This window comes from Empedobacter sp. UBA7494 (genome assembly GCF_002478465.1).
GTDB classification, from domain to species: Bacteria; Bacteroidota; Bacteroidia; order Flavobacteriales; family Weeksellaceae; genus Empedobacter; species Empedobacter falsenii_B.
Window position 1 is genome coordinate 1 of record NZ_DLOC01000004.1, and the last position, 24,776, is coordinate 24,776.

General features: G+C 31.7%; 27 protein-coding genes. 20 read left to right on the forward strand and 7 right to left on the reverse strand.

Annotated features, from left to right (window positions below; genetic code table 11):
• Window positions 1-263: 263 nt before the first annotated feature.
• Both B4E95_RS00255 and B4E95_RS00260 read left to right on the forward strand, forming a co-directional pair.
• A complete protein-coding gene (locus tag B4E95_RS00255) occupies window positions 264-2,030 on the forward strand; it encodes an AMP-dependent synthetase/ligase (protein WP_291088983.1) in 1,767 nt (588 codons plus the stop codon).
• Window positions 2,031-2,161: 131 nt separating this feature from the next.
• Window positions 2,162-3,937: an AMP-dependent synthetase/ligase gene (locus B4E95_RS00260; RefSeq protein ID WP_291062313.1), complete on the forward strand. Its 1,776-nt coding sequence runs from the start codon at window positions 2,162-2,164 to the stop codon at window positions 3,935-3,937.
• A 37-nt stretch (window positions 3,938-3,974) separates the two neighbouring features.
• On the opposite strand, the gene B4E95_RS00265 is transcribed toward B4E95_RS00260, so the two are convergent.
• Complete coding sequence (locus B4E95_RS00265) at window positions 3,975-4,244, reverse strand: hypothetical protein (RefSeq protein ID WP_291088986.1); 270 nt, start codon at window positions 4,242-4,244, stop codon at window positions 3,975-3,977.
• 238 nt (window positions 4,245-4,482) lie between these two features.
• Here B4E95_RS00265 and B4E95_RS00270 point away from each other — a divergent pair, with 238 nt between their 5' ends.
• From B4E95_RS00270 to B4E95_RS00320, 11 genes are all read left to right on the forward strand, one after another.
• The gene (locus B4E95_RS00270; protein WP_291062317.1) at window positions 4,483-6,246 is read left to right on the forward strand and encodes an AMP-dependent synthetase/ligase; all 1,764 of its coding nucleotides are present in this window, start codon (window positions 4,483-4,485) and stop codon (window positions 6,244-6,246) included.
• 85 nt (window positions 6,247-6,331) lie between these two features.
• On the forward strand, window positions 6,332-6,865 hold the full coding sequence (locus B4E95_RS00275) for an STM3941 family protein (protein ID WP_291062319.1): 534 nt from the start codon (window positions 6,332-6,334) through the stop codon (window positions 6,863-6,865).
• A gap of 27 nt (window positions 6,866-6,892) precedes the next feature.
• A complete protein-coding gene (locus B4E95_RS00280; protein ID WP_180906721.1) occupies window positions 6,893-8,200 on the forward strand; it encodes a DEAD/DEAH box helicase in 1,308 nt (435 codons plus the stop codon).
• 13 nt (window positions 8,201-8,213) lie between these two features.
• Window positions 8,214-8,510: a Dabb family protein gene (locus B4E95_RS00285; RefSeq protein ID WP_291088996.1), complete on the forward strand. Its 297-nt coding sequence runs from the start codon at window positions 8,214-8,216 to the stop codon at window positions 8,508-8,510.
• A gap of 155 nt (window positions 8,511-8,665) precedes the next feature.
• A complete protein-coding gene (locus B4E95_RS00290; RefSeq protein WP_244958055.1) occupies window positions 8,666-8,884 on the forward strand; it encodes a type II toxin-antitoxin system Phd/YefM family antitoxin in 219 nt (72 codons plus the stop codon).
• Complete coding sequence (locus B4E95_RS00295; protein ID WP_180906723.1) at window positions 8,885-9,142, forward strand: Txe/YoeB family addiction module toxin; 258 nt, start codon at window positions 8,885-8,887, stop codon at window positions 9,140-9,142.
• Between the two features lie 136 nt (window positions 9,143-9,278).
• Window positions 9,279-10,040 (forward strand): type I methionyl aminopeptidase, encoded by a 762-nt coding sequence (map, locus tag B4E95_RS00300; protein ID WP_291088999.1) that lies wholly within the window; start codon window positions 9,279-9,281, stop codon window positions 10,038-10,040.
• A gap of 6 nt (window positions 10,041-10,046) precedes the next feature.
• Window positions 10,047-10,346, forward strand: coding sequence for a hypothetical protein (locus tag B4E95_RS00305; RefSeq protein ID WP_125350083.1), 300 nt, complete (start codon window positions 10,047-10,049; stop codon window positions 10,344-10,346).
• A 216-nt stretch (window positions 10,347-10,562) separates the two neighbouring features.
• On the forward strand, window positions 10,563-11,135 hold the full coding sequence (locus tag B4E95_RS00310) for a YceI family protein (RefSeq protein ID WP_180906725.1): 573 nt from the start codon (window positions 10,563-10,565) through the stop codon (window positions 11,133-11,135).
• Window positions 11,136-11,216: 81 nt separating this feature from the next.
• Entirely contained in the window at window positions 11,217-11,981 is a 765-nt protein-coding gene (ygiD, locus tag B4E95_RS00315) for a 4,5-DOPA dioxygenase extradiol (protein WP_291089002.1), read from the forward strand.
• A gap of 39 nt (window positions 11,982-12,020) precedes the next feature.
• On the forward strand, window positions 12,021-12,539 hold the full coding sequence (locus B4E95_RS00320; RefSeq protein ID WP_291062330.1) for a YceI family protein: 519 nt from the start codon (window positions 12,021-12,023) through the stop codon (window positions 12,537-12,539).
• 52 nt (window positions 12,540-12,591) lie between these two features.
• Here B4E95_RS00320 and B4E95_RS00325 read toward each other — a convergent pair whose 3' ends face one another.
• Window positions 12,592-14,055, reverse strand: coding sequence for an alanine/glycine:cation symporter family protein (locus B4E95_RS00325; protein WP_291062332.1), 1,464 nt, complete (start codon window positions 14,053-14,055; stop codon window positions 12,592-12,594).
• A 230-nt stretch (window positions 14,056-14,285) separates the two neighbouring features.
• A complete protein-coding gene (locus B4E95_RS00330; RefSeq protein ID WP_291089004.1) occupies window positions 14,286-16,628 on the reverse strand; it encodes an ATP-dependent helicase in 2,343 nt (780 codons plus the stop codon).
• A 195-nt stretch (window positions 16,629-16,823) separates the two neighbouring features.
• Between B4E95_RS00330 and B4E95_RS00335 the strand changes: the two genes are divergently transcribed.
• Window positions 16,824-17,276: a Fur family transcriptional regulator gene (locus tag B4E95_RS00335; protein WP_038331681.1), complete on the forward strand. Its 453-nt coding sequence runs from the start codon at window positions 16,824-16,826 to the stop codon at window positions 17,274-17,276.
• A gap of 60 nt (window positions 17,277-17,336) precedes the next feature.
• Here the strand turns inward: B4E95_RS00335 and B4E95_RS00340 are convergent, their stop codons facing one another.
• A complete protein-coding gene (locus tag B4E95_RS00340) occupies window positions 17,337-18,257 on the reverse strand; it encodes a Dyp-type peroxidase (RefSeq protein ID WP_291089006.1) in 921 nt (306 codons plus the stop codon).
• 244 nt (window positions 18,258-18,501) lie between these two features.
• Between B4E95_RS00340 and B4E95_RS00345 the strand changes: the two genes are divergently transcribed.
• Genes B4E95_RS00345 through B4E95_RS00355 form a run of 3 tightly spaced genes read left to right on the forward strand, consistent with a single transcriptional unit; the run spans window position 18,502 to window position 21,961 of the window.
• Window positions 18,502-20,175: an OstA-like protein gene (locus B4E95_RS00345; RefSeq protein WP_291089008.1), complete on the forward strand. Its 1,674-nt coding sequence runs from the start codon at window positions 18,502-18,504 to the stop codon at window positions 20,173-20,175.
• A 39-nt stretch (window positions 20,176-20,214) separates the two neighbouring features.
• Window positions 20,215-20,772, forward strand: a complete 558-nt coding sequence (locus B4E95_RS00350) for a hypothetical protein (protein WP_291089010.1) — start codon at window positions 20,215-20,217, stop codon at window positions 20,770-20,772.
• A gap of 1 nt (window position 20,773) precedes the next feature.
• Window positions 20,774-21,961 carry an aspartate aminotransferase family protein gene (locus tag B4E95_RS00355; protein ID WP_291061918.1) on the forward strand — a complete coding sequence of 396 codons (1,188 nt, stop codon included), beginning with the start codon at window positions 20,774-20,776 and terminating at the stop codon, window positions 21,959-21,961.
• A 43-nt stretch (window positions 21,962-22,004) separates the two neighbouring features.
• On the opposite strand, the gene B4E95_RS13020 is transcribed toward B4E95_RS00355, so the two are convergent.
• From B4E95_RS13020 to B4E95_RS13030, 3 genes are read right to left on the reverse strand one after another with little or no spacing between them, the layout of a single operon-like run.
• Window positions 22,005-22,214 (reverse strand): hypothetical protein, encoded by a 210-nt coding sequence (locus B4E95_RS13020; protein WP_312133479.1) that lies wholly within the window; start codon window positions 22,212-22,214, stop codon window positions 22,005-22,007.
• A 15-nt stretch (window positions 22,215-22,229) separates the two neighbouring features.
• Window positions 22,230-22,436 (reverse strand): hypothetical protein, encoded by a 207-nt coding sequence (locus B4E95_RS13025; RefSeq protein ID WP_313254327.1) that lies wholly within the window; start codon window positions 22,434-22,436, stop codon window positions 22,230-22,232.
• A gap of 21 nt (window positions 22,437-22,457) precedes the next feature.
• On the reverse strand, window positions 22,458-22,772 hold the full coding sequence (locus B4E95_RS13030) for a class I SAM-dependent methyltransferase (protein ID WP_312133477.1): 315 nt from the start codon (window positions 22,770-22,772) through the stop codon (window positions 22,458-22,460).
• Between the two features lie 211 nt (window positions 22,773-22,983).
• On the opposite strand from B4E95_RS13030, the gene B4E95_RS00365 reads away from it, so the two are divergent.
• The 3 genes from B4E95_RS00365 to B4E95_RS00375 all read left to right on the forward strand — a co-directional run bounded on the left by B4E95_RS00365 (window position 22,984) and on the right by B4E95_RS00375 (window position 24,753).
• Window positions 22,984-23,154, forward strand: coding sequence for a hypothetical protein (locus tag B4E95_RS00365; RefSeq protein WP_291061922.1), 171 nt, complete (start codon window positions 22,984-22,986; stop codon window positions 23,152-23,154).
• 33 nt (window positions 23,155-23,187) lie between these two features.
• The gene (locus B4E95_RS00370) at window positions 23,188-23,418 is read left to right on the forward strand and encodes a helix-turn-helix domain-containing protein (RefSeq protein ID WP_291061924.1); all 231 of its coding nucleotides are present in this window, start codon (window positions 23,188-23,190) and stop codon (window positions 23,416-23,418) included.
• 231 nt (window positions 23,419-23,649) lie between these two features.
• Window positions 23,650-24,753 carry an MFS transporter gene (locus tag B4E95_RS00375; RefSeq protein ID WP_349680092.1) on the forward strand — a complete coding sequence of 368 codons (1,104 nt, stop codon included), beginning with the start codon at window positions 23,650-23,652 and terminating at the stop codon, window positions 24,751-24,753.
• Window positions 24,754-24,776 lie beyond the last annotated feature (23 nt).

A 24,776-nucleotide genomic window follows, 5' to 3' on the forward strand; every position in this document is an offset into this window, starting at 1 on the left:
GGTTTTTAGGGAAGATTACAACAGAAGATGAAGTGATTAAATTATTGAAATCAGCTAAATTTTCTATTGAAAATAGAAAAACATTTTCAGAAAGTGTAATTAGCAAAGCTGGCGAAAAAGTTGAAAGAGAGTATAGTATAATTATTGCAAAAAAATAAAATGATTTTTATTGATAATAAACTTAATTTTTTTGAGAAAAGAATGAGTAAATAATTTCTAAAGTAGAAAGAATTAGTAGAAATTTGTATCCTTATTTCAAGAATATGAAACAACCACAAAGAATATTCGATTTACCTCGATTTCAAGAAAAAAATACACCTAACATTTCGATTTTTAATTACAAAGAAAAAGGAGAATGGAAGGGAATTTCGACAACAGATTTTATCAATCGAGTAAATAATATTTCGAAAGGTTTGATTGCAAATGGTGTTCAACCAAATGATAAAATTGCGTTAATCAGCGAAAATCGTTTAGAATGGAATTTAGTAGATTTTGCAATTCAGCAAATTGGAGCTGTTGTTGTGGCAATATATCCGAATATTTCGGATAATGATTACGAATTTATTCTAAATGATGCCGAAATTAAACTTTGTTTTGTGAGCAATGACGCGTTGTATCAACGATTATTAGGAATCAAAGATCGTATTCCAAATCTTGAACAAGTTTATACATTTAATACTTACCCGCATATACCAAATTGGATTGAGTTAATTTCGAAAGGAATTTCTATTTCTGATGATATTTTACAAACGAAGATGGACAATGTAAAATCTACGGATTTAGCAACTCTTATTTATACTTCTGGAACAACTGGAAACCCGAAAGGTGTTATGCTTTCTCACGAAAATTTATTGGCTGATGTCAATAGTTCCGAATATTCTTTTCCTGTAAAAGCGTATGATAAAGCGTTGTCCTTTTTACCTGCTTGTCATGCGTATGAGCGCGTCTTTCAATATGTGTACATCAAAATGGGCTTGCCAATTTATTTTGCGCAATCAATGGATACAATTGGGCAAGACATGAAAGAAGTTCAGCCACATATTTTTTCGGCTGTTCCACGTGTTTTAGAAAAAGTTTACGATAAAATCATGGCGACTGGAGAACAATTAACAGGAGTTAAAAGAGCTTTATTCTTTTGGGCAATTTCGTTAGGAGAACAGTATGATTTAGATGAATCAAAACTTTCTGCTTGGTATAAATTTCAATTAAACATTGCTCGAAAATTAATTTTTTCGAAATGGAAAGCGGCGCTTGGCGGTAATGTCAAAGGAATTGCATCGGGAAGTGCAACTTTACAAACTCGTTTATTAAAATTGTATTTAGCAGCCGGAATTCCAATTTACGAGGGTTATGGTTTAACAGAAGCCGGACCTTGTTTATCTGTAAATTGTATCAAACGTGGAATGAAAATCGGAACTGTCGGAATTCCTCTGATTGATATCGAAATTAAATTAGCTGAAGATGGAGAAATCTTAGCAAAAGGTAAAAATATCATGCAAGGATATTATAAAAATCCTGTAGCGACTGCTGAAGTTTTGAAAGATGGTTGGTTGTATACGGGCGATATTGGTGAATGGGTTGATGATAAATTCTTAAAAATTATCGATCGTAAAAAAGAAATGTTCAAAACTTCTGGAGGAAAATATGTTGTGCCACAACAAATTGAGAAAATTCTTTCCGAATCTAATTATATCGAACAAATTATGGTAGTTGGAGAAGGACGAAAATTCCCGGCTGCTTTGGTTATTCCTTCTTATGAAAACTGTATTGATTGGGCAAAAACAAATGAATCTTCATTGATTAATTTACCTCGTGAAGAGTTTTTAACACATCCAAAAATTTATGAATTGATAGGAAATGAGATCAACAAATTAAATATCAATTTTGGAAATTGGGAAAAAATTAAAAAATTTCATTTATTATCTTATGAATTTACAATTGAAGCGGGAGAATTAACACCAACTTTGAAGATGAAACGTAAAATCGTTTCAGAAAAATATAAAAAAGAAATTGACGGAATTTATCAATAAAAACATCAATTTTTTAGAAAAATAATGAAGCAAGATTTTTATTAATCTTGCTTTTTTCGTGAAATAAAACTGATTTATGAAAATTTTGAACCAAATTTGCACTCTTTTTTATAAAGTTTAGTATTTAGAAAATGAATAATCCTACACGAATTTTTGACTTAGCTTATCGTCAACAAGAACTTTATCCCAATCATAATATGTTTGCAAGTAAAATAGATGGCGAATGGAAGTTTACAAAACCATCCGAATTTATTGCGCAAACAAGAGAAATCTCTAAAGGTTTATTGGCTTTGGGAGTTAAACCTGGCGATCGAGTAGGACTTGTATGTGAAAGCCGCTATGAATGGCATGTAATTGATTTTGCAATTCAGCAAATTGGTGCTGTTGTAGTAGCGATTTATCCAAATATTACAGATTTTGAATATCAATTTATTTTCAATGATGCAGAAATACAATTGTGTATTGTAAGTACAAAAAATTTGTATGAACGTATCAATAAAATGTTTGGCACAATTTATAGTTTAGAATACGTTTTTGCTATTAATGAGTTCCCAGATTCTCGAAATTGGTCAGAATTAAAAGAAATTGGAAAAGATATTACAGACGAATATGTAAATAACCTTAGTTCAATTGTCCGAAATTCAGATTTAGCAACTTTAATTTATACGTCTGGTACAACAGGAAAACCGAAAGGTGTAATGTTATCTCATAATAATTTGGTTTCGAATTTTATTGCGGCAAAAGAAATTGTAGTGTTAGAAGAAGGAACAAGAGGTTTGACTTTTTTACCGCCTTGTCATACATACGAAAGAACTGTAATTTATACTTATTTATATATTGGTGTAACGGTTTATTTCGCCGAAGGTTTTGAAAAAATTGGTGATAATATCAACGAAGTAAAACCTCATATCATGACTGCTGTTCCTCGTGTGATGGAAAAAGTTTATGAGAAAATTCTGAAAACAGGTAGTACTTTAACAGGAAAAAAGCGAAAAGTTTTTGATTGGGCGATTGATATAGCTGCTCAATATGAGCCTGATGCGAAGAAACGATCTTTGATTTATAATGTGAAGTTAGCTTTAGCTCGAAAATTAGTTTTGAATAAATTTTATGAAGCGTTAGGAGGAAATTTCAAATATATTATTTCGGGAAGTACTTCGTTGCAAGGTAAAATTGCGCGTGTTTTCATGGCGGCTGGATTACCATTTTTTGAAGGATATGGAATGACAGAAACTTCGCCTTTAATCACTGTAAATAATCCTCACAAATTAGGTGTTCGAATAGGGACTGTGGGTTCACCAATAAAAGATGTTAAGGTAAAATTAGCCGAAGATGGTGAAATTTTGGTTCAAGGCCCTAATGTGATGATGGGCTATTATAAAAATCAAAAAGCGACCGATGAGGTCATTATTGATGGATGGTTGCACACAGGTGATATTGGAGTTTGGGAGGAAGGAGAAGGTCATTTCTTGAAAATTATTGATCGTAAAAAGGAAATGTTCAAAATTTCTGGAGGAAAATATGTGGTTCCTCAACCAATTGAAACAAAACTTGTCGAATCAAATTTTATTGAGCAAGCAATGGTTGTTGGTGATGCGCAAAAATTTGCGTCAGCTTTTATTGTTCCGAATTATGCAAATCTGAAAGAATGGGCAAAAGAAAATGCACCTGAAATTAGTAATCTTTCTCGAGATGAATTCATAGCATCTACAGAAGTTCATAAAGTAATTAATCAAGAAGTTCGTAAAGCAAATCAGTTTTTTGGAAATTGGGAACAGATTAAGAAACCAGCAATTTTAGCGCACGAATTTACGATAGAAGGTGAAGAATTAACTCCAACTTTGAAATTAAAACGTAAAGTTATTCTAAAGAAATATCAGAAAGAATTCGAAGAAATTTATAAATAAAAAAATCCCTCAATTCATCATGAGTTGAGGGATTTTTTTATGGATTCATTCTTTCTTTAGTATAACCACGAATCACAGTATAATTTACTTTTTCAATACTATCCATAAAAGAAGCGTTATCGGTATATATAATAAAATCTACTTTCTCTTTGATATTTCCATGAGTTTCAAATTCATTATAAAGTGAATTAACTTGAAGTTTACCATTATTTTCTCTTAAGAATAATTCAAAAAATGAATCATTTTCTCCTTTTGGAATAAAATAATTAGTTGGTAAATATTTACAATCACAATTATCAGTGCTCAAATAATAGTGTCCAGAACATTGTAATTCATATAGTTTAATATCTCCAATTATATAAGACTTTTTAAAATCAGAACTGCAAGAGTAAAATAATAAGAGAAGTAAAATTAGATATTTCATAATTGTAATAGTTATGACGAATATAATTCTTTTTAAGTTGAAGATAAAATTTTTGAAAAACTCATCATTTTACGTTATTTTCGACGAATTCTTTTCAAAATTACAAAACTATAAGTACGCTATGGAAGCAACCAGAATTTTTGATTTACCAAAACGTCAGCTGGAAAAGTTTCCTGATTTATCCATGTTTGTATCCAAACAAAATGGAGAATGGAAACCAATGAAAACCACAACTTTTTTAGAACATGTTGATGCAATCTCAAAAGGATTGATCGCTTGTGGAGTTCAGCCAGGTGAAAAAGTGGGATTAATCTCAGAAAATCGTGTCGAATGGAATATGATAGATTATGCGATACAACAAATCGGAGCTGTTGTGGTAGCGATTTATCCGAATATTTCTGACAGCGATTACGAATATATTTTTAGCGATTCGGCTATAAAATTGTGTTTTACAAGTAATCTCGATTTGTATACGCGAATCAATCAACTCAAAACAAAATTACCTTCATTAGAGCAACTGTACTCGATTGATGAATTTGGAAATACAGAAAGTTGGAATGTTTTAATCGAAAAAGGAAAAACAATTCAACAAGAAGAAATAGACAAACGTGCCGCAAATGTAAAGCACGAAGATTTAGCTTTTTTAATCTATACATCAGGAACAACGGGAAATCCGAAAGGCGTGATGTTGTCGCATAAAAATATTATTGCAGATGTTATTGCTTGCGAATATTCAACACCACTTGATCCTTATGATCGTGCTTTGACCTTTCTTCCTGCTTGTCATGCGTATGAACGAACGATTCAGTATTTGTATGTTTACATGGGAATTTCTATATATTTTGCACAATCGATGGAGAAGATTGGCGATAATTTAAAAGAAATCAAACCGCATATGATTACGGCTGTTCCTCGTGTGATTGAAAAAGTTTATGAAAAAATCATGCAAACGGGAGCTCAATTATCAGGTTTTAAGAAATCTATTTTTGATTGGGCTGTAAAAGTTGGCGATGAGTTTGTGTTAGAAGATGATCAGCGTTCTGCAAGTTATAATTTGAAATTAACAATTGCTCGAAAATTAGTTTTACACAAATGGTACGAAGGACTTGGAGGCGAATTAAAAGCCATTGTAACGGGAAGTGCAGCGATTCAACAACGAATTGTTCGCGTTTTTTTAGCCGCTGAAATTCCAATTTATGAAGGTTATGGATTGACAGAAGCTTCGCCAGTAATTGCGGTGAATTGTTTTCGTCGAGGGAAAAAGATAGGCACTGTAGGACCTCCGTTGAAAGGTGTTGAAGTAAAATTGTCCGATGATGGCGAAATTTTAGTAAAAGGTGATATAGTGATGATGGGTTATCATAATTTACCAGAAAAAACTGCCGAAGAAATCAGAGATGGTTGGTTATATACGGGGGATATTGGAGAATGGGTTGACAATAAATTCTTAAAAATTGTTGACCGTAAAAAAGAGATGTACAAAACTTCTGGAGGGAAATATATTGTTCCGCAACAAATAGAAATGAAAATGGTAGAATCGCCATTCATCGAGCAATTGATGGTTGTTGGAGAAGGAGAGAAGTTTCCTGGTGCTTTTGTAGTTCCGAGTTATACAAATCTCAAAAAATGGGCGCAGTCAAATACTCCAGAAATTGTAAATCTTTCTCATGATGAATTCCAGAAAAGTGATGTTGTCAAAAAGAAATTAGAAGATGAAATCAATCAACTGAATAATCATTTTGGACATTGGGAGCAAATCAAAAAGATTGCAATTATTCCAAATGAAATGACCGTAGAAGGTGGAGAATTAACGCCAACGTTAAAATTTAAACGTAAAATTATTTTAGAAAAATACAAGAAACAATACCAAGAAATTTTTGGATAATTAATAAGAGTCTCAGTTTTTTGAGACTCTTTTTTATAACCTTTAATTAAGATTAAAATCTATATTTTTGTAAAAACAAAATCAGTTGAATTCAGTTAAAGTTTATGCAAAACAAACAAGCAATTGGGGATTATTATTCGGTAGTCTTTTATTTTTTGCTTGTTCAATTTATTTATTTCTAAACGCCAATCAAGTTAATTCTCCGCAAACTGCAAAAATTTTAAGCGGAGTTTTATTTGTTCCAAGTTTACTATTCATCATCGTTTCAATCAAAAAATTGATGAAAAAACAATTGATTTTATTGATTGATAAAAAAGGAATCGTTTACAAACCTACGGATCATTTGAATTATATTGAATGGGGAAAAATTTTGGAAATTGAAGAACTGAAATTGCCTCGCCAACGTGTCATTAATATAAAAATTATTGATGCAGACGATTTTATCCATAACGAAACGCAGAAATTCTTACAAGCACGTATGAGATTTTGGAATAAAATCTATGGCGCTGTTGTTTCGTTTGATGGAAATACATTAGATAAAAATCACTTCGAAATCATGAATCTTTTTGATGAATTTATGGAAGATTATAAGATTTCTACAGCTTCAAAAAATGATTAATTCGAAAGAATAGACTATTTTTGCAGCATGCAAATCGATTTACTTTATAAAAATTTGGGCATCAAAGATATGAATGCAATGCAACGTTCAGCATTCAAAATGTCCGAAAATCAACGAGATTTAATTTTATTATCACCAACAGGATCTGGTAAAACATTGGCGTTTTTATTTCCGACTTTAAGAGATTTAAATCCAGATGTAAAAGGTGTTCAAACCTTAATTTTAGTTCCTGCGCGTGAGTTAGCTTTACAAATCGAAACAGTTTTCAAATCGATGAAGTCTGATTATAAAGTAACGTGTTGTTATGGAGGTCACAATACAAAAGTTGAGCAAAATACTTTGTTAGAAGCTCCAGCTGTATTAATTGGGACTCCAGGACGTATTGCGTATCATTTGCGTAATGAAAACTTTGATCCTTCGACTGTTCAAACTTTAATTTTAGACGAGTTTGATAAAGCGTTAGAATTAGGTTTTCAAGAAGATATGAGCTTTATTGTAGAGCAACTTTCTGGTTTGAAACAACGTATTTTGACTTCTGCTACAGAAATGGAAAATATTCCAGAATTTGTTGGATTGAATGACGAAAAAATTGTGAGCTATCTAAAACAAATCGAGGTAAAGCCTGATTTACATATGAAAGTGGTTAACACCATTTCAGAAGAAAAATTGGATACTTTATTTAATTTGATTTGCAAAATTGGAAGCAAACGCATGTTGATTTTCTGTAATCACCGTGATGCTGTCGACCGTATTAGTAATTTGTTGCATGAAAAAGGAATTGCGCGTGAAAGTTTTCATGGTGGAATGGAACAAGACGAACGCGAACGTGCGTTACTGAAATTCAGAAATGATTCGGTTCGAGTTTTAATTACAACAGATTTGGCTGCGCGTGGTTTGGATATTCCAGAAGTAGATTCGATTATTCATTATCAATTACCTGCAAAAGAAGCCGCTTTTATTCACAGAAATGGACGTACAGCACGTATGAATGCGAAAGGTTTTGTGTATTTAATTATTAGCAATGAAGAACATTTTCCGTTTGTAAATGAAAATTTACCTGTCGAAAATTTAGGTGGAACATATAAGATTCCAGAACGTACACCTTACCAAACGATTTATATTTCTGCAGGAAAAAAAGACAAAGTAAACAAAGTTGATATTGTTGGATTTTTATTTAAAAAAGGAGGTTTGGAGAAAAACGATGTCGGAATTATTGAAGTAAAAGATACTACTTCGTATGTTGCAATTAACCGTAAAAAAGTTCCAGATTTATTGAAAAAATTGAACGGTCAAAAAGTAAAAAATAAGAAAGTAAAAATGCAAATTGCATACTAAAAAATAGAATTTTATGTTAGCACACCACGTATTATTTTGGTTAAAAGACGACGCTACAGAAGCTGAAGTGAATACATTTCATCAAGCTTTGAAAGATCTAGAACCAATTGCTCCATCAACATTTTTTCACGTTGGAACGCCTGCAAATATAGAAAGAGATGTTATAGACGCTTCGTATTCGTTCTCATTGTTTGCGGCTTTCGAAACAATGGATCAATTTGAGACGTATCAAAAACATCCACAACATATCGAGTTTTTGAATGGTCCAAATAAATTAGCAAAACGAGTATTAATCTATGATGCAGATTAATCGTTAGAAAAATATAAACTTAAATCCGTCATTTGACGGATTTTTTTATTTTCTAAAACTTTATAAATCAAGTTTATTTATAATTAATTATACTTATTTTTGTACAAAATATTGTACATATGTTGATAACAAATATTTCTTAATTTAGAAAAGATATTAAAGAATATTTTGATCGTGTGACGAATAATTTTGAAACATTGATTATTAATCGTGGAAAAAATTCTGGTGTTGTTATTATGTCTTTAGAAGAGTATAACTCGCTAATTGCTACGAATCACGAGCTTTCTTCTCGCAAAAATGAAGAGCGTTTGGATGCTGCAATTGAGAAATTAAAAACTCACAAAACGTTTACAAAAGAGTTAATCGAAGAATAGATGAAAATCGTTTTTGTTGATGAATCTTGGGAATATTATTTGTATTGGCAAAAAACAGATAAATCTAAATTGAAAAAGATCAATGAATTGATTAAAGATATTGCTCGAAATCCTTTTGATGGTCTGGGGAAACCAGAAGCTTTGAAACACAGATATGCAGGATTTTGGTCGAGAAGAATAGATCATGAACATCGGTTAATATATCGTGTTGTAGAAAATGAAATTCAAATTGCGAAATGTCGTTTTCATTATGATTGATATACTTCTTTATCAATCAACAATATAATCTATTATACAATAATCACGAATTTCTATCAAAATAAGCAAATAATCGTTACAAATACCCGTAAATTTGTAAATGATTTCTGAAAAGGAAATCAATAGAATTTAAGCAATGATTATAGAGACAGAAGAAGAGTTAATCGGAATGAAAAAAGTCAGCGAAGCTGTAGCCGTTACTCTTAAAGAGATGAAAGATTATGTAAAACCTGGAATGTCAACAAAAGAATTGGACGATTTTGGTGCGAAGATTATGCACAAATTTGGTTGCAAATCAGCTCCTTTCGAGACGTATCAATTTCCTAGTTATACTTGCTTAAGCGTGAATGAAGAAATTTGTCACGGAATTCCAAGAGCCGATAAAATTTTGAAAGACGGAGATGTGATTAATATTGATGTTTCTGGAGAATTAGGTGGTTTTTGGGCTGATAATGGAGGTTCTATTGTTGTTGGAGAAGATGTGAATGGTTATCAAAAAATTGTTGATGCATCTATTTCTGCGCTTCAAAAAGCAATTGCGGCTGTAAAATCTGGAGTTAAAATCGCTGATATTGGTGGAATTATTGAGAAAGAAGCAAAAAAACATCATTATCATGTGATTGAGAATTTAACTGGTCATGGAGTAGGGCGTTCATTGCACGAAGAACCATTGGATTTGATGAATTTCAGAGACCCTGATGATAAACGTCGATTCCGTAAAAATTCAGTTATTGCATTGGAAACTTTTATTTCAGAAAATTCTTACGAAGCAATTGAGCAAGCGGATGGTTGGACAATGATAGGAAATGCACCTGGCGTTTTTGCACAACACGAACATACTGTTTTGGTTACTTCTGAAGGTCCTATGATTTTAACGCACATGAATGGTAATTGGTAAAATTATATGAAGAGAAACGAATATATTAAAGTAGACCGCGAAGTGGTCAAAAAAATGAGCGAAGATATTCAGGCTTATTTAACAGAAAATAAGTTGGAACGTGTAAAAACTAAGGATATGATGCCTTTCTTAATTGAAAAAGGATATTTTCCTCACGACCGTAAAAAAGGATATCCTTTGCGTCAGATTCTAACAGATTTGAAAAAATCGGAAGAATTACATTTATTACCGCAAGCATTTCCAGAATATTTGGAAATCGAGAATAAAAAAACATCTACCTACTGGTATTTTAGTCCAGTAAAATAATATTAAACACTTCTATTGAAGTGTTTTTTTTATTGCTAACAAATTCAAAATCTTTACTTTTTGGAATATTAATTGATACAATTTGATCGTTTATTAGATGAAAAATCAAGCTTTTTAATTTCTTATCTTATGTCAATGAAATCTCGCTGATGACTGAGCTAAATTTGTCCTATCAAAATAAATAATTAATTAAAAACAATCAAATAATCATTCGTTATGAAAAAATTATTATTCACGTTAATGTTATCAGCAGCTTCAATGTCTGCATTTGCTCAAAATTATACAAATGATAAAGCGCACTCAAAATTAGGCTTTTCTGTTTCTCACATGACAATTTCTGATGTTGAAGGACAATTCCAAAATTTTGATGTTCATTTAAACTTTACAAAAGAAGATTTAAGCGATGCAAAATTTCATGTAGTTGCAGATATCAATTCAATCAATACAGGAATAGAGGCACGTGATAATCATTTAAAATCAGCAGATTTTTTCAATGCAGCAAAAAATTCAAAACTAGAATTCTCTTCAAAAGGAATTACACGTGTTAAAGGAAATCAATTTAAAATGGTTGGTGATTTAACATTAAACGGAGTAACTAAACCAGTAGCATTAAAATTAGTTTACAACGGAAGTATCAACAATAACGGAGTTAAAACGTACGGATTTACAGTAAAAGGAAATGTAAAAAGAAGTGATTTTAATATCGGTGGTAATTTCCCAGAAGCTGTTGTAGGTGATGTTGTTACCTTAACATCTAACTTAGAATTTGCAGCTCCAAAAGCTAAATAATAATAAATAAAATATACTATAAAAATCGTGGATTTCAATACGTTAAAATCTATAACTTCAAGTTTTTCTATAACTGATAAGATGCCAGTTTTATTTTTAGGACATGGCTCTCCGATGAATGCAATCGAAGAAAATATTTTTGTAGAAGGTTGGAAGAATATTGGAAAAACAATCCCAAAACCAAATGCAATTATTTGTATTTCGGCGCACTGGGAAACGAAAGGAACTAAAGTTACGGCTTTAGAACAACCCAAAACGATTCACGATTTTTATGGTTTTCCACAAGCTTTATTCGATGTTGAATATCCAGCACCAGGAAGTCCTGAATTGGCTACAAAGGTCAAAAATTTAATTAAAACAACAGACGTCGATTTAGATAAAATGTGGGGATTTGACCACGGTTCTTGGAGTGTGATTAAATTTTTGTATCCAGAAGCAGATGTTCCGATGATAGAACTGAGTTTGGATGTTTATAAAACACCAAAAGAGCATTACGAATTAGCGAAGGAATTAGACGCTTTGCGTAGTAAAGGTATATTAATAGTAGGAAGTGGAAATGTTGTACACAATTTGAGAGCATTAAATTGGAGCGAGCCAAATGCTGGTTATGATTGGGCTTATGAAGTGAATGATACATTCAAGAATTTTGTTCAAAAAGGTAATCACGATGAATTGTTCAATTTTGTACAAAAAGGTAGCGCATTTAATCTTGCTGTCCCATCTATGGAACATTATTTGCCAGCTATTTACGCATTAGCATTACAAGTAAAAGAAGAGGAAGTAACACTTTTTAATGACAAACTAATTTATGGATCATTAGGAATGTTATCATTCAAAATAGGATAAATAAAATCAATTTAAATAACAAATAAAAAATAAAACATTATGGCAACAAAATGGAATTTAGACCCTTCTCATTCAGAAGTCCAATTTAAAGTAAAACACATGGTAATTTCTACAGTAACAGGAAATTTTGATCATTTCAATGCTGATGTAGAAGCTAATTCAGATGATTTTTCTGATGCAAAATTTGAATTTGATGCAAAAGTAGATTCAATCAATACAAAAAATGCAGATCGTGATGAACATTTAAAATCAGCTGATTTCTTTGCTGCTGAGCAATTTCCAGAAATGAAATTTGAAAGTACTTCAGGTATTCAAAACGGAAAAATTAATGGAACTTTAGAAATTCGTGGTGAAAAACAGCCAATTACATTAAATGCAGATTTTGGTGGAGTTATCACTGATCCATGGGGATTACAAAGAGCCGGATTCGAATTTTCAGGAGAAATTAATCGTAAAGATTACGGATTAGGATGGAGCCAAGTAACAGAAGCTGGAGGATTAGTGGTTTCTGATAAAGTAAAATTATTGGTGAATTTAGAGTTTACTCAAGCCCAATAATCATAATTTTTAATAGCAAAAAAACCACTTCAAAAGAAGTGGTTTTTTTGCGTTATTTATTTTTGTTCTCCCAAAAAGTAGCATTTTTAATTCCGATTTCAGTAGGATTGAAATCAGGATTTTTAATTCCTTTTTTACGTTTGTCTTTATAATCTTTCCAGACTTTAAGCCCAACTCCGCTTAATAATAAAATAGCAATAACATTTACCCAAGCCATCAGACCAACACCAATATCTCCAATTGCCCAAGCAGTTTCAGCAGTTTTGATTGTTCCGTAATACGTAGCACCTAAAAAACAAACACGTAAAATCCATACATATACTTTTCTATTTCCTTTCTTGAAAATGTATGTAATATTCGTTTCAGCATAATAGTAATAAGCCATAATCGTTGTAAAAGCAAAGAAAAACAAAGCAATTGCAACAAAACTATTTCCGAATGAAGGAAAATGACTTGAAACAGCAGCTTGCGTAAAACCTGTATAATCTACTCCAGGAAGATTTTGAGTAATGAAACTTCCCGCTTTTTCTGGGTGATTCACATTGTATTTTCCTGTAAATAAAATCATAAAAGCAGTTGCTGTACACACAAATAATGTATCGATGTAAACAGAAAAAGCTTGTACCAAACCTTGTTGTGCAGGATGGTTTACTTCCGCAGCCGCAGCCGCATGAGGAGCAGTTCCTTGACCAGCTTCGTTAGAATAAATTCCACGTTTTATTCCCCAAGCAATTGCAGATCCAAAAACACCACTATAAAGTGATTCTTGATTGAAAGCTGATGAAAAAATTAATCGTAAAACTGATGGAACTTGATGGATATTCATTCCAATAATAATGATTGCCATTAAGATGTAAGCGCCTGCCATAAAAGGAACGATAAATTCAGAAGCTTGTCCCAAACGTTTTACACCTCCAAAAATAATCAAGGCTAATAATCCAATAATGACGAATCCTACAATGTTGATTGGAATACCTACAAAATTATAAATAGGAATATCAAACGCGTTATTCAAAGCAGATGAAATACTATTCGACTGAACGCCTGGTAATAATAATCCACAACTCATAATTGTAATGATTGCAAACAAAACTGCGTACCATTTGATTCCTAAACCTTTTTCGATGTAGTATGAAGGCCCTCCACGATATTCTCCATCGATTTCTTGCTTGTAGACCTGTCCTAATGCAGATTCTATGAAAGCAGATGCACTTCCTAAAAATGCGATAAACCACATCCAAAAAATTGCTCCAGGTCCTCCCATTGCGATTGCGGTTGCAACGCCAACAATGTTTCCGGTTCCGACACGACCAGAAATTGCTAAAGAAAAAGCTTGGAAAGGAGTGATTCCTTTGTCCGATTTTTCTCCACTAAATAGCAAGCGAACCATGTCTTTTATGTAGACTATTTGTAAAAATCCGGTGCGAATAGAGAAGTAAATTCCTGTTAAAGCGCAAAGTCCAATCAAGGCATATGACCAAACGTAGCTACTTATTAGATTGATGATATCATCCATTTGAGTAAAAAATTTTGTTCTTGTGTTTATTTGTGGTGCTAAAATGCTAAAAAAATCTTAATTATAAGATTTAATCTGTTTATTTATTCGAAAAAATAAATACAAGCAAGAATTTTATTCTAAATTTTGAAGATATATTATTTAAACCTTTAGTTTGATAAAAGGTGTGTAATTGGTTAAATACAAATAAAAAAGGTTGCAAATTACTGTAACCTTTTTCTGTTTTTTTATTATGATCGAATGATTTTTAGTTTTGCAAAATTTAAGAGTAATTTTTTTTCTCCTGCATTATCAAAATGAATAATTGCTTTCATATCTGATGGTTCTCCTTGCAAATCTTTCACAATTCCTCGTCCAAAACGATCGTGAACAACAACTTGACCAACTTGCAAACCTTGTGCATTTGCTGTTGATGAAGCGTTACTTTTTGTTTGATTTACTGGTTTGAAATTTGACCTTGGTTGAGCTGGTTCTACACGAGCTCTTGGATTTGGTCTTGCAACTGATTTTTCTCGTTGTTGATACTGTTGTGGTGTAGGTTCATCTCCAAATAAATCAGCTGATAATCCACTATTGTTAGAAGCTCTTGCAGAAATATTCAGATTTTTCCATTCTAAGAAACTATCATCAATTTCTTCTAAGAAACGAGATGGTTCGCAATCGATAATTTTTCCCCAACGAAAACGTGAAACAGAGTAGGTCATATAAGCCACTTTCTCGGCACGTGTCAAGGCAACATAAAATAAACGACGCTCTTCTTCTAATTCAGCGCGCGTGTTAACGCTCATCATAGAAGGGAAAAGATTTTCTTCTAAACCTGCAATAAATACAACAGGGAATTCCAAACCTTTTGCCAAGTGAACAGTCATCAAATTGACTTTGTTATCGTCATCTTCTTCGTTGTCCGCATCAGTTGCTAAAGCAATATTTTCTAAGAAACCTCCTAAAGAAGCGTCTCCTTCGTCTAATTGTTGTTGTTCTTCAACATAACCTTGAATTGAATTCAACAACTCTTGAACGTTTTCTAAACGAGAAACACCTTCTGGAGTAGAATCTTCTTTCAACGCATTCAACAATTGTGTCGTTTTTGCCATTTCCATCGTCACTTCGTATACATCATGCGATTTTAACATGACTTGGAAGCGCTTAATCATCAACACAAAATCATTCAGTTTGTTTGCTGTTCCTGCATTTATACCAATTGTTGGCGCATACATCGCAATATTTTCAATTAAAGAAAATAAACTAATTTGATGTTGATCTGCTGCGACCAAAAGTTTAGAAATTGTTGTTTGACCAATTCCACGTGCTGGATAATTAATTGTTCGCAATAAAGCTTCTTCATCATTTTGATTAATCAATAACCTCATATAGCCAACCATATCCTTAATCTCTTTGCGCTGATAGAAAGAAGTTCCGCCATAAACACGGTACTGAATTCCTCTTTTTCTCAAGGCTTCTTCTAAAGCACGAGATTGAGCATTGGTACGATAAAGAATAGCAAAATCTTTTGGTTGAAGATGTTCATTGATCTGTCTTTCCCAAATCTGAGTTGCAATATAACGAGCTTCATCAGCATCAGAAAGTCCACGATAAACGGCTATTTTTTCACCAGTTTCATTTGCTGTCCAAACATTTTTTTCTAATTGATCTTGATTTTGTTTGATAATCTGATTCGCAGCTTCCACAATCATTTGCGTGGAACGATAATTTTGTTCTAATGGATACAATTTCGCGTCAGGATAATCAGATTTGAATGATAAAATATTTCGAATATTTGCACCACGGAAAGCATAGATAGATTGCGCATCATCACCAACCACACAAAGGTTTTCGTAACGAGAAGCCAATGCTTTTACAATCAAATATTGCGAATGATTGGTATCTTGGTACTCATCTACCATAATGTATTTGAAACGTTCTTGATATTTTGCTAAAACCTCAGGAAAACGCGTCAAAATTTCATTTGTACGTAACAATAAATCATCAAAATCCATTGCGCCAGATTTGAAACAACGATCTACATAAGCTCTGTAAATATCGCCCATTCGAGGTCGCATTGCTTCATTATCTGCTTCAATCAATGCTTGATTATTATGATAAGCTCTAACTGTAATCAAGTTATTTTTGTATTGAGAAATTCTTCCCAAAACTTGTTTTGCTTTGTAAATATCTTTATCCAAATGCATTTCGTTAATAATCTTTGTCATTACCGAAACTGCATCTTGTTGATCGTAAATTGTAAAATCTGATGGATAACCTAAAAGCGGTGCTTCAACACGTAGAATGCGCGCAAAAACAGAGTGGAAGGTACCCATCCAAAGAGCTTTTGCATTCGCTTCACCAACCACATGTCCGATACGTTCTTTCATTTCTCGGGCAGCTTTATTGGTAAATGTTAAAGACAATATATTGAAAGCATCAACTCCTTTATTTAGTAAATGAGCAATGCGATAAGTTAACACTCTCGTCTTTCCAGAACCCGCACCTGCAATCACCATTACTGGCCCTTCGGTAGCTTCTACAGCCAAACGCTGTGGTTCGTTCAGTTTTTCTAAATAATTTTCTTCCATCGTGTGCAAAGTTAACCTTTGTGATGTAAAGGATAAAATAATTTTGAAAGATTATATATTTTCTTATATAGATATATTGTTAATTATACGCTGTTATAAAGATTTATTATCAAGAGATAGAAAAAACGTACGAATTGAAAGCTGTTTCGTTACATTGATAAGGAAATATTCTGTATATTTACACAAATTTTTTATATGACAGACGAATCAGTAAAATCAAGTAATTACGAAATAGTAAAGCAAGTGTTTACGAATTTCTTGGAAGACAATGGACATCGTAAGACACCTGAACGTTATGCTATTTTAGAGGAAATTTATTTTACAGATGATCATTTTGATATTGATATGTTGTATATCAAAATGAAAAATAAGAAATACCGCGTTAGTCGTGCTACTTTATACAATACTATCGAGCTTTTGATGGAAGCTAAATTGGTGCGTAAACATCAGTTTGGAGATCAACAAGCGCATTACGAAAAATCATATTTCGACAAAAATCATGACCATATTATTTTGTCTGATACAGGAGAAGTATTGGAGTTCTGTGATCCAAGAATTCAATCTATTAAACAAACGATAGAAGATATTTTTGATATCAAAATTGATAATCATTCATTGTATTTTTACGGAACTCGTAAGAATAAATAATCTTGATTTTATAAAATCAAAAGACCTTTTACGATTTCGTAAAAGGTCTTTTTTGTAATTTTAATTAGAAAATTGGTCTAACAAATCAAAAGAAGGAACAAAAAATAAAGTTCCAGTTTTGGCTTTACTAAAATCTAATATTCGATCATAGTTTCCGACAGGTTCACCAACAAACATGCGTTCTAACATTTCTTCTACAATGCTAAATTTTCTGCCATAAGCAATAAAATAGGTTCCCATTTCATTTGTCGACATATTTCCAAAAGGCATATTATCACGAACAATTTTTTTGTCATCTCCAACATTTGCTAATGCAGAATGCGAATTCGAAGGTTTTTCATCATCATTCATTTCGATATCATCAACTTTAGATCGTCCAATTACTTTTTCTTGTTCAGAGATTGGTAAATTTTTCCAAGCTTGCATATCATGAATGTATTTTTGCACAAATAAGTAACTTCCATTTGTATAAGCAGAATCTTCATTGCCAATCAAACCAAAATTTGTTCTCTCGTCACCTTGTGGATTTTCAGTTCCGTCGACAAAACCTAAAATACTACGACCATCCCAATATCTAAAACCATGAATTTCTTCTTGACAAGTCGCAACATCATTTAATAAATCAGTTAGATTAGAAACAATATCAATGCAATAACTTTGTTGCGTAGAACGGATATGAAAATGAATATCAGCTTTTGTAGAAACAGCTTCATGCTTTTCTCCTTTAATAGCAACAAAAGGTTTTAATTCTTTCGGTAAAGGTTTAGGTAAATCTAATTTTATCCAAGCTTCGTAGCTAATTCCTAAAATAACGCTCGATTGCGTTTTCGGAAAACGTGTATTTGCTGAATGATTAAGATTGATAACCAAAGCGCAAAGCTTTTTGAAAGCGTCTTTGTAAGTCGTATTCTCCTTGAAATTCCAAACCATAAAAATAGTATTGGTATTTGGACTATCTAATACATTTTGATATTGAGGCATTTAATAGATTTATAAAATTGAATATGAAGTTAAGAATTTTAAAATTGAATTTTATGAATAATAGTTATTTTTTTAATCAAATTAAGACTTAAAAATCTATCATATTGATTAAAACATTATGAAAATTTTAAGTATTCAAGCACGTTTTAACGTAATAATTAATTTTTAGGACTAAAAAAATAATACTAATTTTGGCTAACACTTTTTTGAAGTGAAATAGAGATTAAATAAAAACATTAAGTAATTGTTAATTAATTATATAAATAAAAATAAAACAGGTTTGAAAGTTGCTTTTTTACTTTCATGTTTTATGACGATAAGTGCTTTTGCGCAACAGAAACCTAAAAAAGAAAAAGTTGTGTTGAAGAATGCTGATTTAGTTGAGCGTTATCCAGATCGTTTTGAAGGGAATCAGATTTTAACAGGTAATGTTGTTATTGAATATAAAGGTGATGTAATTACAGCTGATAGTGCGGTTTTATATCGTGATAAAAACTTGGCTGTTGTTTGGTCGAATGCACGTTTGGTGAGTAAAGACAAAACAATTACGGCGCATAAAATGGAGTATGACGGAAACACAACAATTGCAAAAGCTTTCAAAGATGTGGTGTTGACTGATCCAAGTTCTCGTATTACGGCAGATTATATGGATTATAATCGTACAACTGAGATTGCGACTGGTATTGGGAAAGTAGAAGTGAAGACGCCTACGCAACAAATAAGTTCTGAGAAAATGATTTACGAGCGATTGACTGGAAATATTATTGTAAATGATACTTACAAAACAATCGGTTCTGATGGTACTTTAGTTGAAGGACGAAATGTTGTGTATAATGTAAAGTCTAAATCGGCAAATTTTGGTTCAGAAGTTTTTATTACGAATAAAGATTATACGATTTATTCAAGAAAAATGACGACCAATGATATTACGGGAATTACAACTTTCCGCGATTATTCTAAAATTACGCGTCGAAATGATCCATCGCAATATATTATTACTTCTGATGGAGATTTTAATAAAAAAACAGGTGAAGCTTGGTTAAGAGGAAATTCAAAAGTTTATTATCAAAACAAAACGTTGACGGCTAAAAAACTTTATTTCAACGATAAAACAGGTTTTGGTAAAGGTGAAGGTGATGTTTTTTTAGATGATCCTTTAGAAAAAAGATTTTTGAAGGGAGATTACGGAGAAGCTTTTAAATACTTAGATTCGGCTTTTGTAACGAAGAATGCGTATGCTGTGAAAGCGTTTGATAAAGATTCGCTTTACATTAGTGCAGATACGTTGTTGGCGGTAAAACGTCACGATGTTGATTCGACTTCATTGGTAAAAGCGTTTCATAAAGCGCGTTTTTACAAATCGAATGCGAATGGAAAAGCTGATTCTTTGGTGTACAATCAAACTAAAGGATTGATGCAATTTTATAAAGATCCAATTCTATTTTCTGGAGATAATCAAGTGACGGGAGATTATATCGAAGCGTATACAAATGCGAAAACAGAAAAATTAGATTCGATGAAAGTGTTCAATAATGCTTTTGTGATTGCTAAAGTGGATTCGCTTGTGGAAAATGAATATCATCAAATCAAAGGAAAATATTTAACTGTTCTTTTTCAGGATGATAAAATTGATTTTATAAATGTAGAAGAAAACGCTGTTGCGTTGACCTACATGGATGATACGGATCAAAAAACGAAAGTGAAAGAACGTTATGGAGTTAATATTTCGTATTGCGGAATTATAGAAGTTGATGTTGTAGGAAAAGATGTTGAATTGGTTGCATGTCGTATAAAATCGGACGGAAAAATGTATCCATTGTCAAAATTTCCAGAAGATATGCGTTATTTGCCCGATTTTAAATGGCGAATTTCTGAACGATTAAACACTTGGCGAGATATTTTTATCGAATCAAAATAATCTTTTCATAAATTAATCGTTTAATTTCTAAAACTATAAATGAAAACTACATCTATCATATTATCTATTCTGTTATTATCAAGTTGTTATACATACAAAGCTTTTGATCCTGAGGAGTATGCATTGGAAATGTCTAAAGGTAATAATCAAAATCAAACGACTAACTCTAATGAAAGAAGTCGTTCCAGAGCTGATATTGCTGAATTGAGAAGAGAACGCAAAAGTCCGAATGAAAATGCATTTACTTCATCTCTTTCAGAAAGTCAAGAAGAATTAGCTGCACTAAAAGCTAAAAAACAAGAGAATAAAGAAGAGAAAGTAGCGATAGATCCTTCTACAATTAAAATTTCGGATGTTATCAAACCCGATCAATTTTATAAAGTAGATGCGCAAGGAAAAGAATATACAATAGAGGCGAAGCAATGGAAAGCTGATACTTTATATGCTGTTGTAAAAGGGACAGAAAAAGAATTGAAGTTTCATAAAAATGATATTTCATCGTTCAAAATAAGAAAATTTTCGAAAGGTAAATCAGATGCTCTTACTGTTGCAGCGTATGCAATGGGCGGTGCAGCTGTGCTTTTTTTATTAAAATAAAATGGGAACATTAAAAGAAGGATTTTTCAAATATCAGGCGCAAACAACAAATTTTGCATCTGGTTTTGAAGTCGATTACGCAAAGGGCTCTTATATCTATGGAAAGGATGGAAGAGCCTATCTTGATTTTGTGGCTGGCGTTTCGGTGAATACACTTGGACATAGCCATCCGCGCATTAATCAAGCGATTATAGATCAGGTAAACAAATATATGCATGTTGCTGTTTATGGTGAATATGCGCAAGAAAAACCAGTCGAATTATGCAAGCGATTGGTTGATTTAACACCAGAAGGATTGGATCAAGTTTATTTGGTGAATTCTGGAACAGAAGCGATTGAAGCTTCGCTTAAATTAGCGAAACGTTTTACAGGTCGCCGTCAATTAATTTCTTTTCGAAATGCCTATCATGGAAATACACACGGTTCGTTAAGTGTTTCTGGTGATGAACGTAAGAAAGCTGCTTTCCGACCATTGTTACCAGAAGTTTATTTTATCGATTTTAATAATGAAGATGATTTACAAAAAATTACCAAAGAAACAGCTGGTGTTATTGTAGAATCTATTCGTGGAGCTTCTGGTTTTAGGTTGCCAGAAAATGATTTCTTTATCAAGTTGAAAAAGCGTTGCGAAGAAGTTGGTGCATTATTGATTATGGACGAAATTCAGCCAGGTTTTGGACGCACGGGAAAATTGTTTGGTTTCGAGCATTTTGGAGTTGTTCCAGATATTGTAGCGATGGGAAAAGGCATGGCGAGCGGTTTGCCTGTTGGTGCGTTTATGACTTCTGAAAAAATTATGAGTTCGTTGAAACAAAATCCTCAATTGGGACATATTACAACTTTTGGAGGGAATCCTGTGATTGCAGCAGCAGCTTTAGAGCTACTAAATGTTTTAGAAGAGGAAAAATTGATGGATGATATTGATCGTAAAGAGCGATTATTCAGAAAAAATCTTCAACATCCAAAAATTAAGAAAATTCACGGAAAAGGTTTGATGTTAGCTCCTGAGTTATCATCGCCAGAATATACGTTGCGCGTTCAGCAAGAATGTATGAATAGAGGCTTGATTCTTTTCTTTTTAATGTATAGCATCGAGAATTTACGAATTACACCACCGATTAATATTTCGGATGAAGATATTATAAAAGGTTGTGATATCTTAAAGTCTGTATTAGACGATTTAGATTAAACTTTATAAACAAAAGAGAATCATAATTGATTCTCTTTTTTATTTAACCCTTTTTCCCATACAACAACATTCTCATAAAGGAATAAATTGTTGGAAAAGTCTTATAATATTTATTAATTCTCGTTTTGAATTCTGTAGTAAATAATTCTTGTTGTTCAGTCGTTAAGCGCTTCATATAAGGAATCAAAGCAGAACCAGAAATGAAATTATAAAATTCTGTTTCGTCATTTCCGTAAATTGGATAAACTTTCATGTTTATGTTCAAATCCTACAATCCATTGTCAAACATAATTTTCGTATAATCATCTATCGTTAACAAAGGTGAATCTCGATGAAAATTATTCAGAAAATCTGCAAAAGGTTTTTCTCGTGCTAAATCAATCAAAATAACATTCAATGCATTATCTTTTTGACAAGGTATTTGCACTGCAAATTGTCCATTAACATTCAGTTTTGAGATTAATTTAGGTAACAATTCTTCATGATTATCCGATCATTATAACGCTGCATTACTAAAAATTAAATCCCAATTTGTATTAGAATTTGTAAAATCTTCAATCGTTTGTTGTTGAAATGTAAGATTGGCTAAATCAAATTCTTTTGACTTTTCAAGCATTTCCTTAGAAGAATCAATTCCTAAAAAATTAGCGTGTTCAAATTTATTAGCAAGAATTGCTGTTTGTTCGCCAGTTCCACAACCTACATCTATGCAATTTTTCAAATTATTAGTAGAAATTAAATCCGCTAAATCATAAAAAGGTTGATAACGAATATTTTTGAATTGATTATATCGTTCGGGATTCCAAGGCATTTTATTAAGTTTTGAATGTGATTAAAGTTAATGAAATTTTATAATACTTAACCAGTTGTGTATTTTGAATAAAATTCATTAGTTCGAGTGATTTGAATAAATGAAATGAATAAAAATTCTAAAAGAATTTTACTCGAATAAATATTGGAATTCTCATTTTATTGAGATTTCGGATGAACAATTGCCTTTGATTTAGTCTTATTTTCAGGAAATGTATCGTCTTAATCAATCCAATTATCAATTGAGATATTTTAGTATTCGTAATCATTTATCTGCTATTTTTTATTATGTTTTAGAACAAAAAGTTGATGAAATAAATGCGGTTGAATTGCCTTCAAATGTGAGATTGTATAAGAAGTTTGATGAATTATTAAATAAATAATTTCCACTTGATTCAACTGCTCAACCACTTATTTTGAAAACACCCGCTGATTTTGCAACGAAATTAAATATTCATGTAAATCAGCTCAACTTATCTGTGAAATCTGTAACAAAACAAACAACGACACAAATTATTAAACAGAAAATAGTTGAAGAAGCTAAAAACCTGTTGTTGTACACTGATTGGGATATTGCGCAAGTTGGTTATAAATTAGGTTTTGAGGAACCTGCTCATTTTAATAATTTTTTTAAAAAACATACTTAAACTTCTCCATTAAAATTTAAACAAGAAAATTGATTTATTTGATTTTTGTAATTTTTTATTTGTCTTTTTTAATTCATGAATTTCACATTCATTTTACTTTTGCATAGTAAAAAATGATTTATGTTGAGAGAAGCATCAGAAAAAAGGAAAAAAATTATTAGTATACTTGATTTCTTTTCGATTCCAATTTCGGGATTTGTAACAGATATCTATTTGCCGTCATTTCCGTAGATGGCAAAATCGCTGATAGTTCTAGAAAGTAGTATTCAATTAACTTTGACTTGTTTTTTATTGAGTTATGGTTTATCTCAATTGTTTATTGGAAGTATTTTGGATGCAATTGGACGATATTATCCAAAAATTGTAGCATTATTTGTTGTACTAATCACAAGTTTGGTTATCGCGAGTACAGATAGTATTCTGTTGATTTGTTTTCTTCGAATTATTCAAGGAATTTCAGTTGCGATTATTGTTATTGCAACTCGAGCACTTTTTATTGATATTCATACACCAGAAAAGGCGAAACATTATTTAGGTTATTTTACGATTGTTTGGTCATGCGGACCTATTTTATCGCCGTTTTTAGATGGATATTTAGAAAAATTGTTCAATTGGCATGCAAATTTCTATTTTTTAGCAATTTATGCAGCTTTAATTTTAATTTTTGAATTGGTTTTTAGTGGAGAAAGTATTATTGAAAAGACTAAATTAAATATTAAAAACGTCATCGATACTTATAGAATGATGCTTAAAAATCAATTATTTATAGTTGGAATAATGATACAAGCAGTTGCTTATTCTATTGTGATGATTTTCAATATTATTGGTCCGTTTTTAATTGAAAATACTTACCATTTTAATTCTATTGTGATTGGTTATTCAACTTTAATTTTAGGCTTTTCGTGGATGATTGGCGGATTTGTCGGAAAGAAAAGAATGCATCTTGACTTTAAAGAAAGTATAGCTTTACCTATTATTGTACAATTAATTTTGATTTCACTTTTGATTATCACAGGTTTCTTTGTTCAAAATCTATTTGTTTTATTATTCTTTGTGTTTTTCATTCATATTTGTTCAGGAATTTTATTCACATCATTCTTTACTTCAAATATGATGGCTTTTCCTAAAAATGCTGGCGTTGCTGGTGGTTTGATGGGAGGAATGACGTATATTATTACTTCGCTTACAAGTTTTATAATCTCAAGCACTGGTAAAGTTAATACTCAAAATAGGTTGGCAATTCGATATTTTATCTTTTCATTTCTATTATCTCTAATTATTTACCTTATGTATCGAATAAAAAAATCAGCTCGAAAAAAAGCTATAATCGTATAATTAAAGAGGCTGTCTCAAAAGGG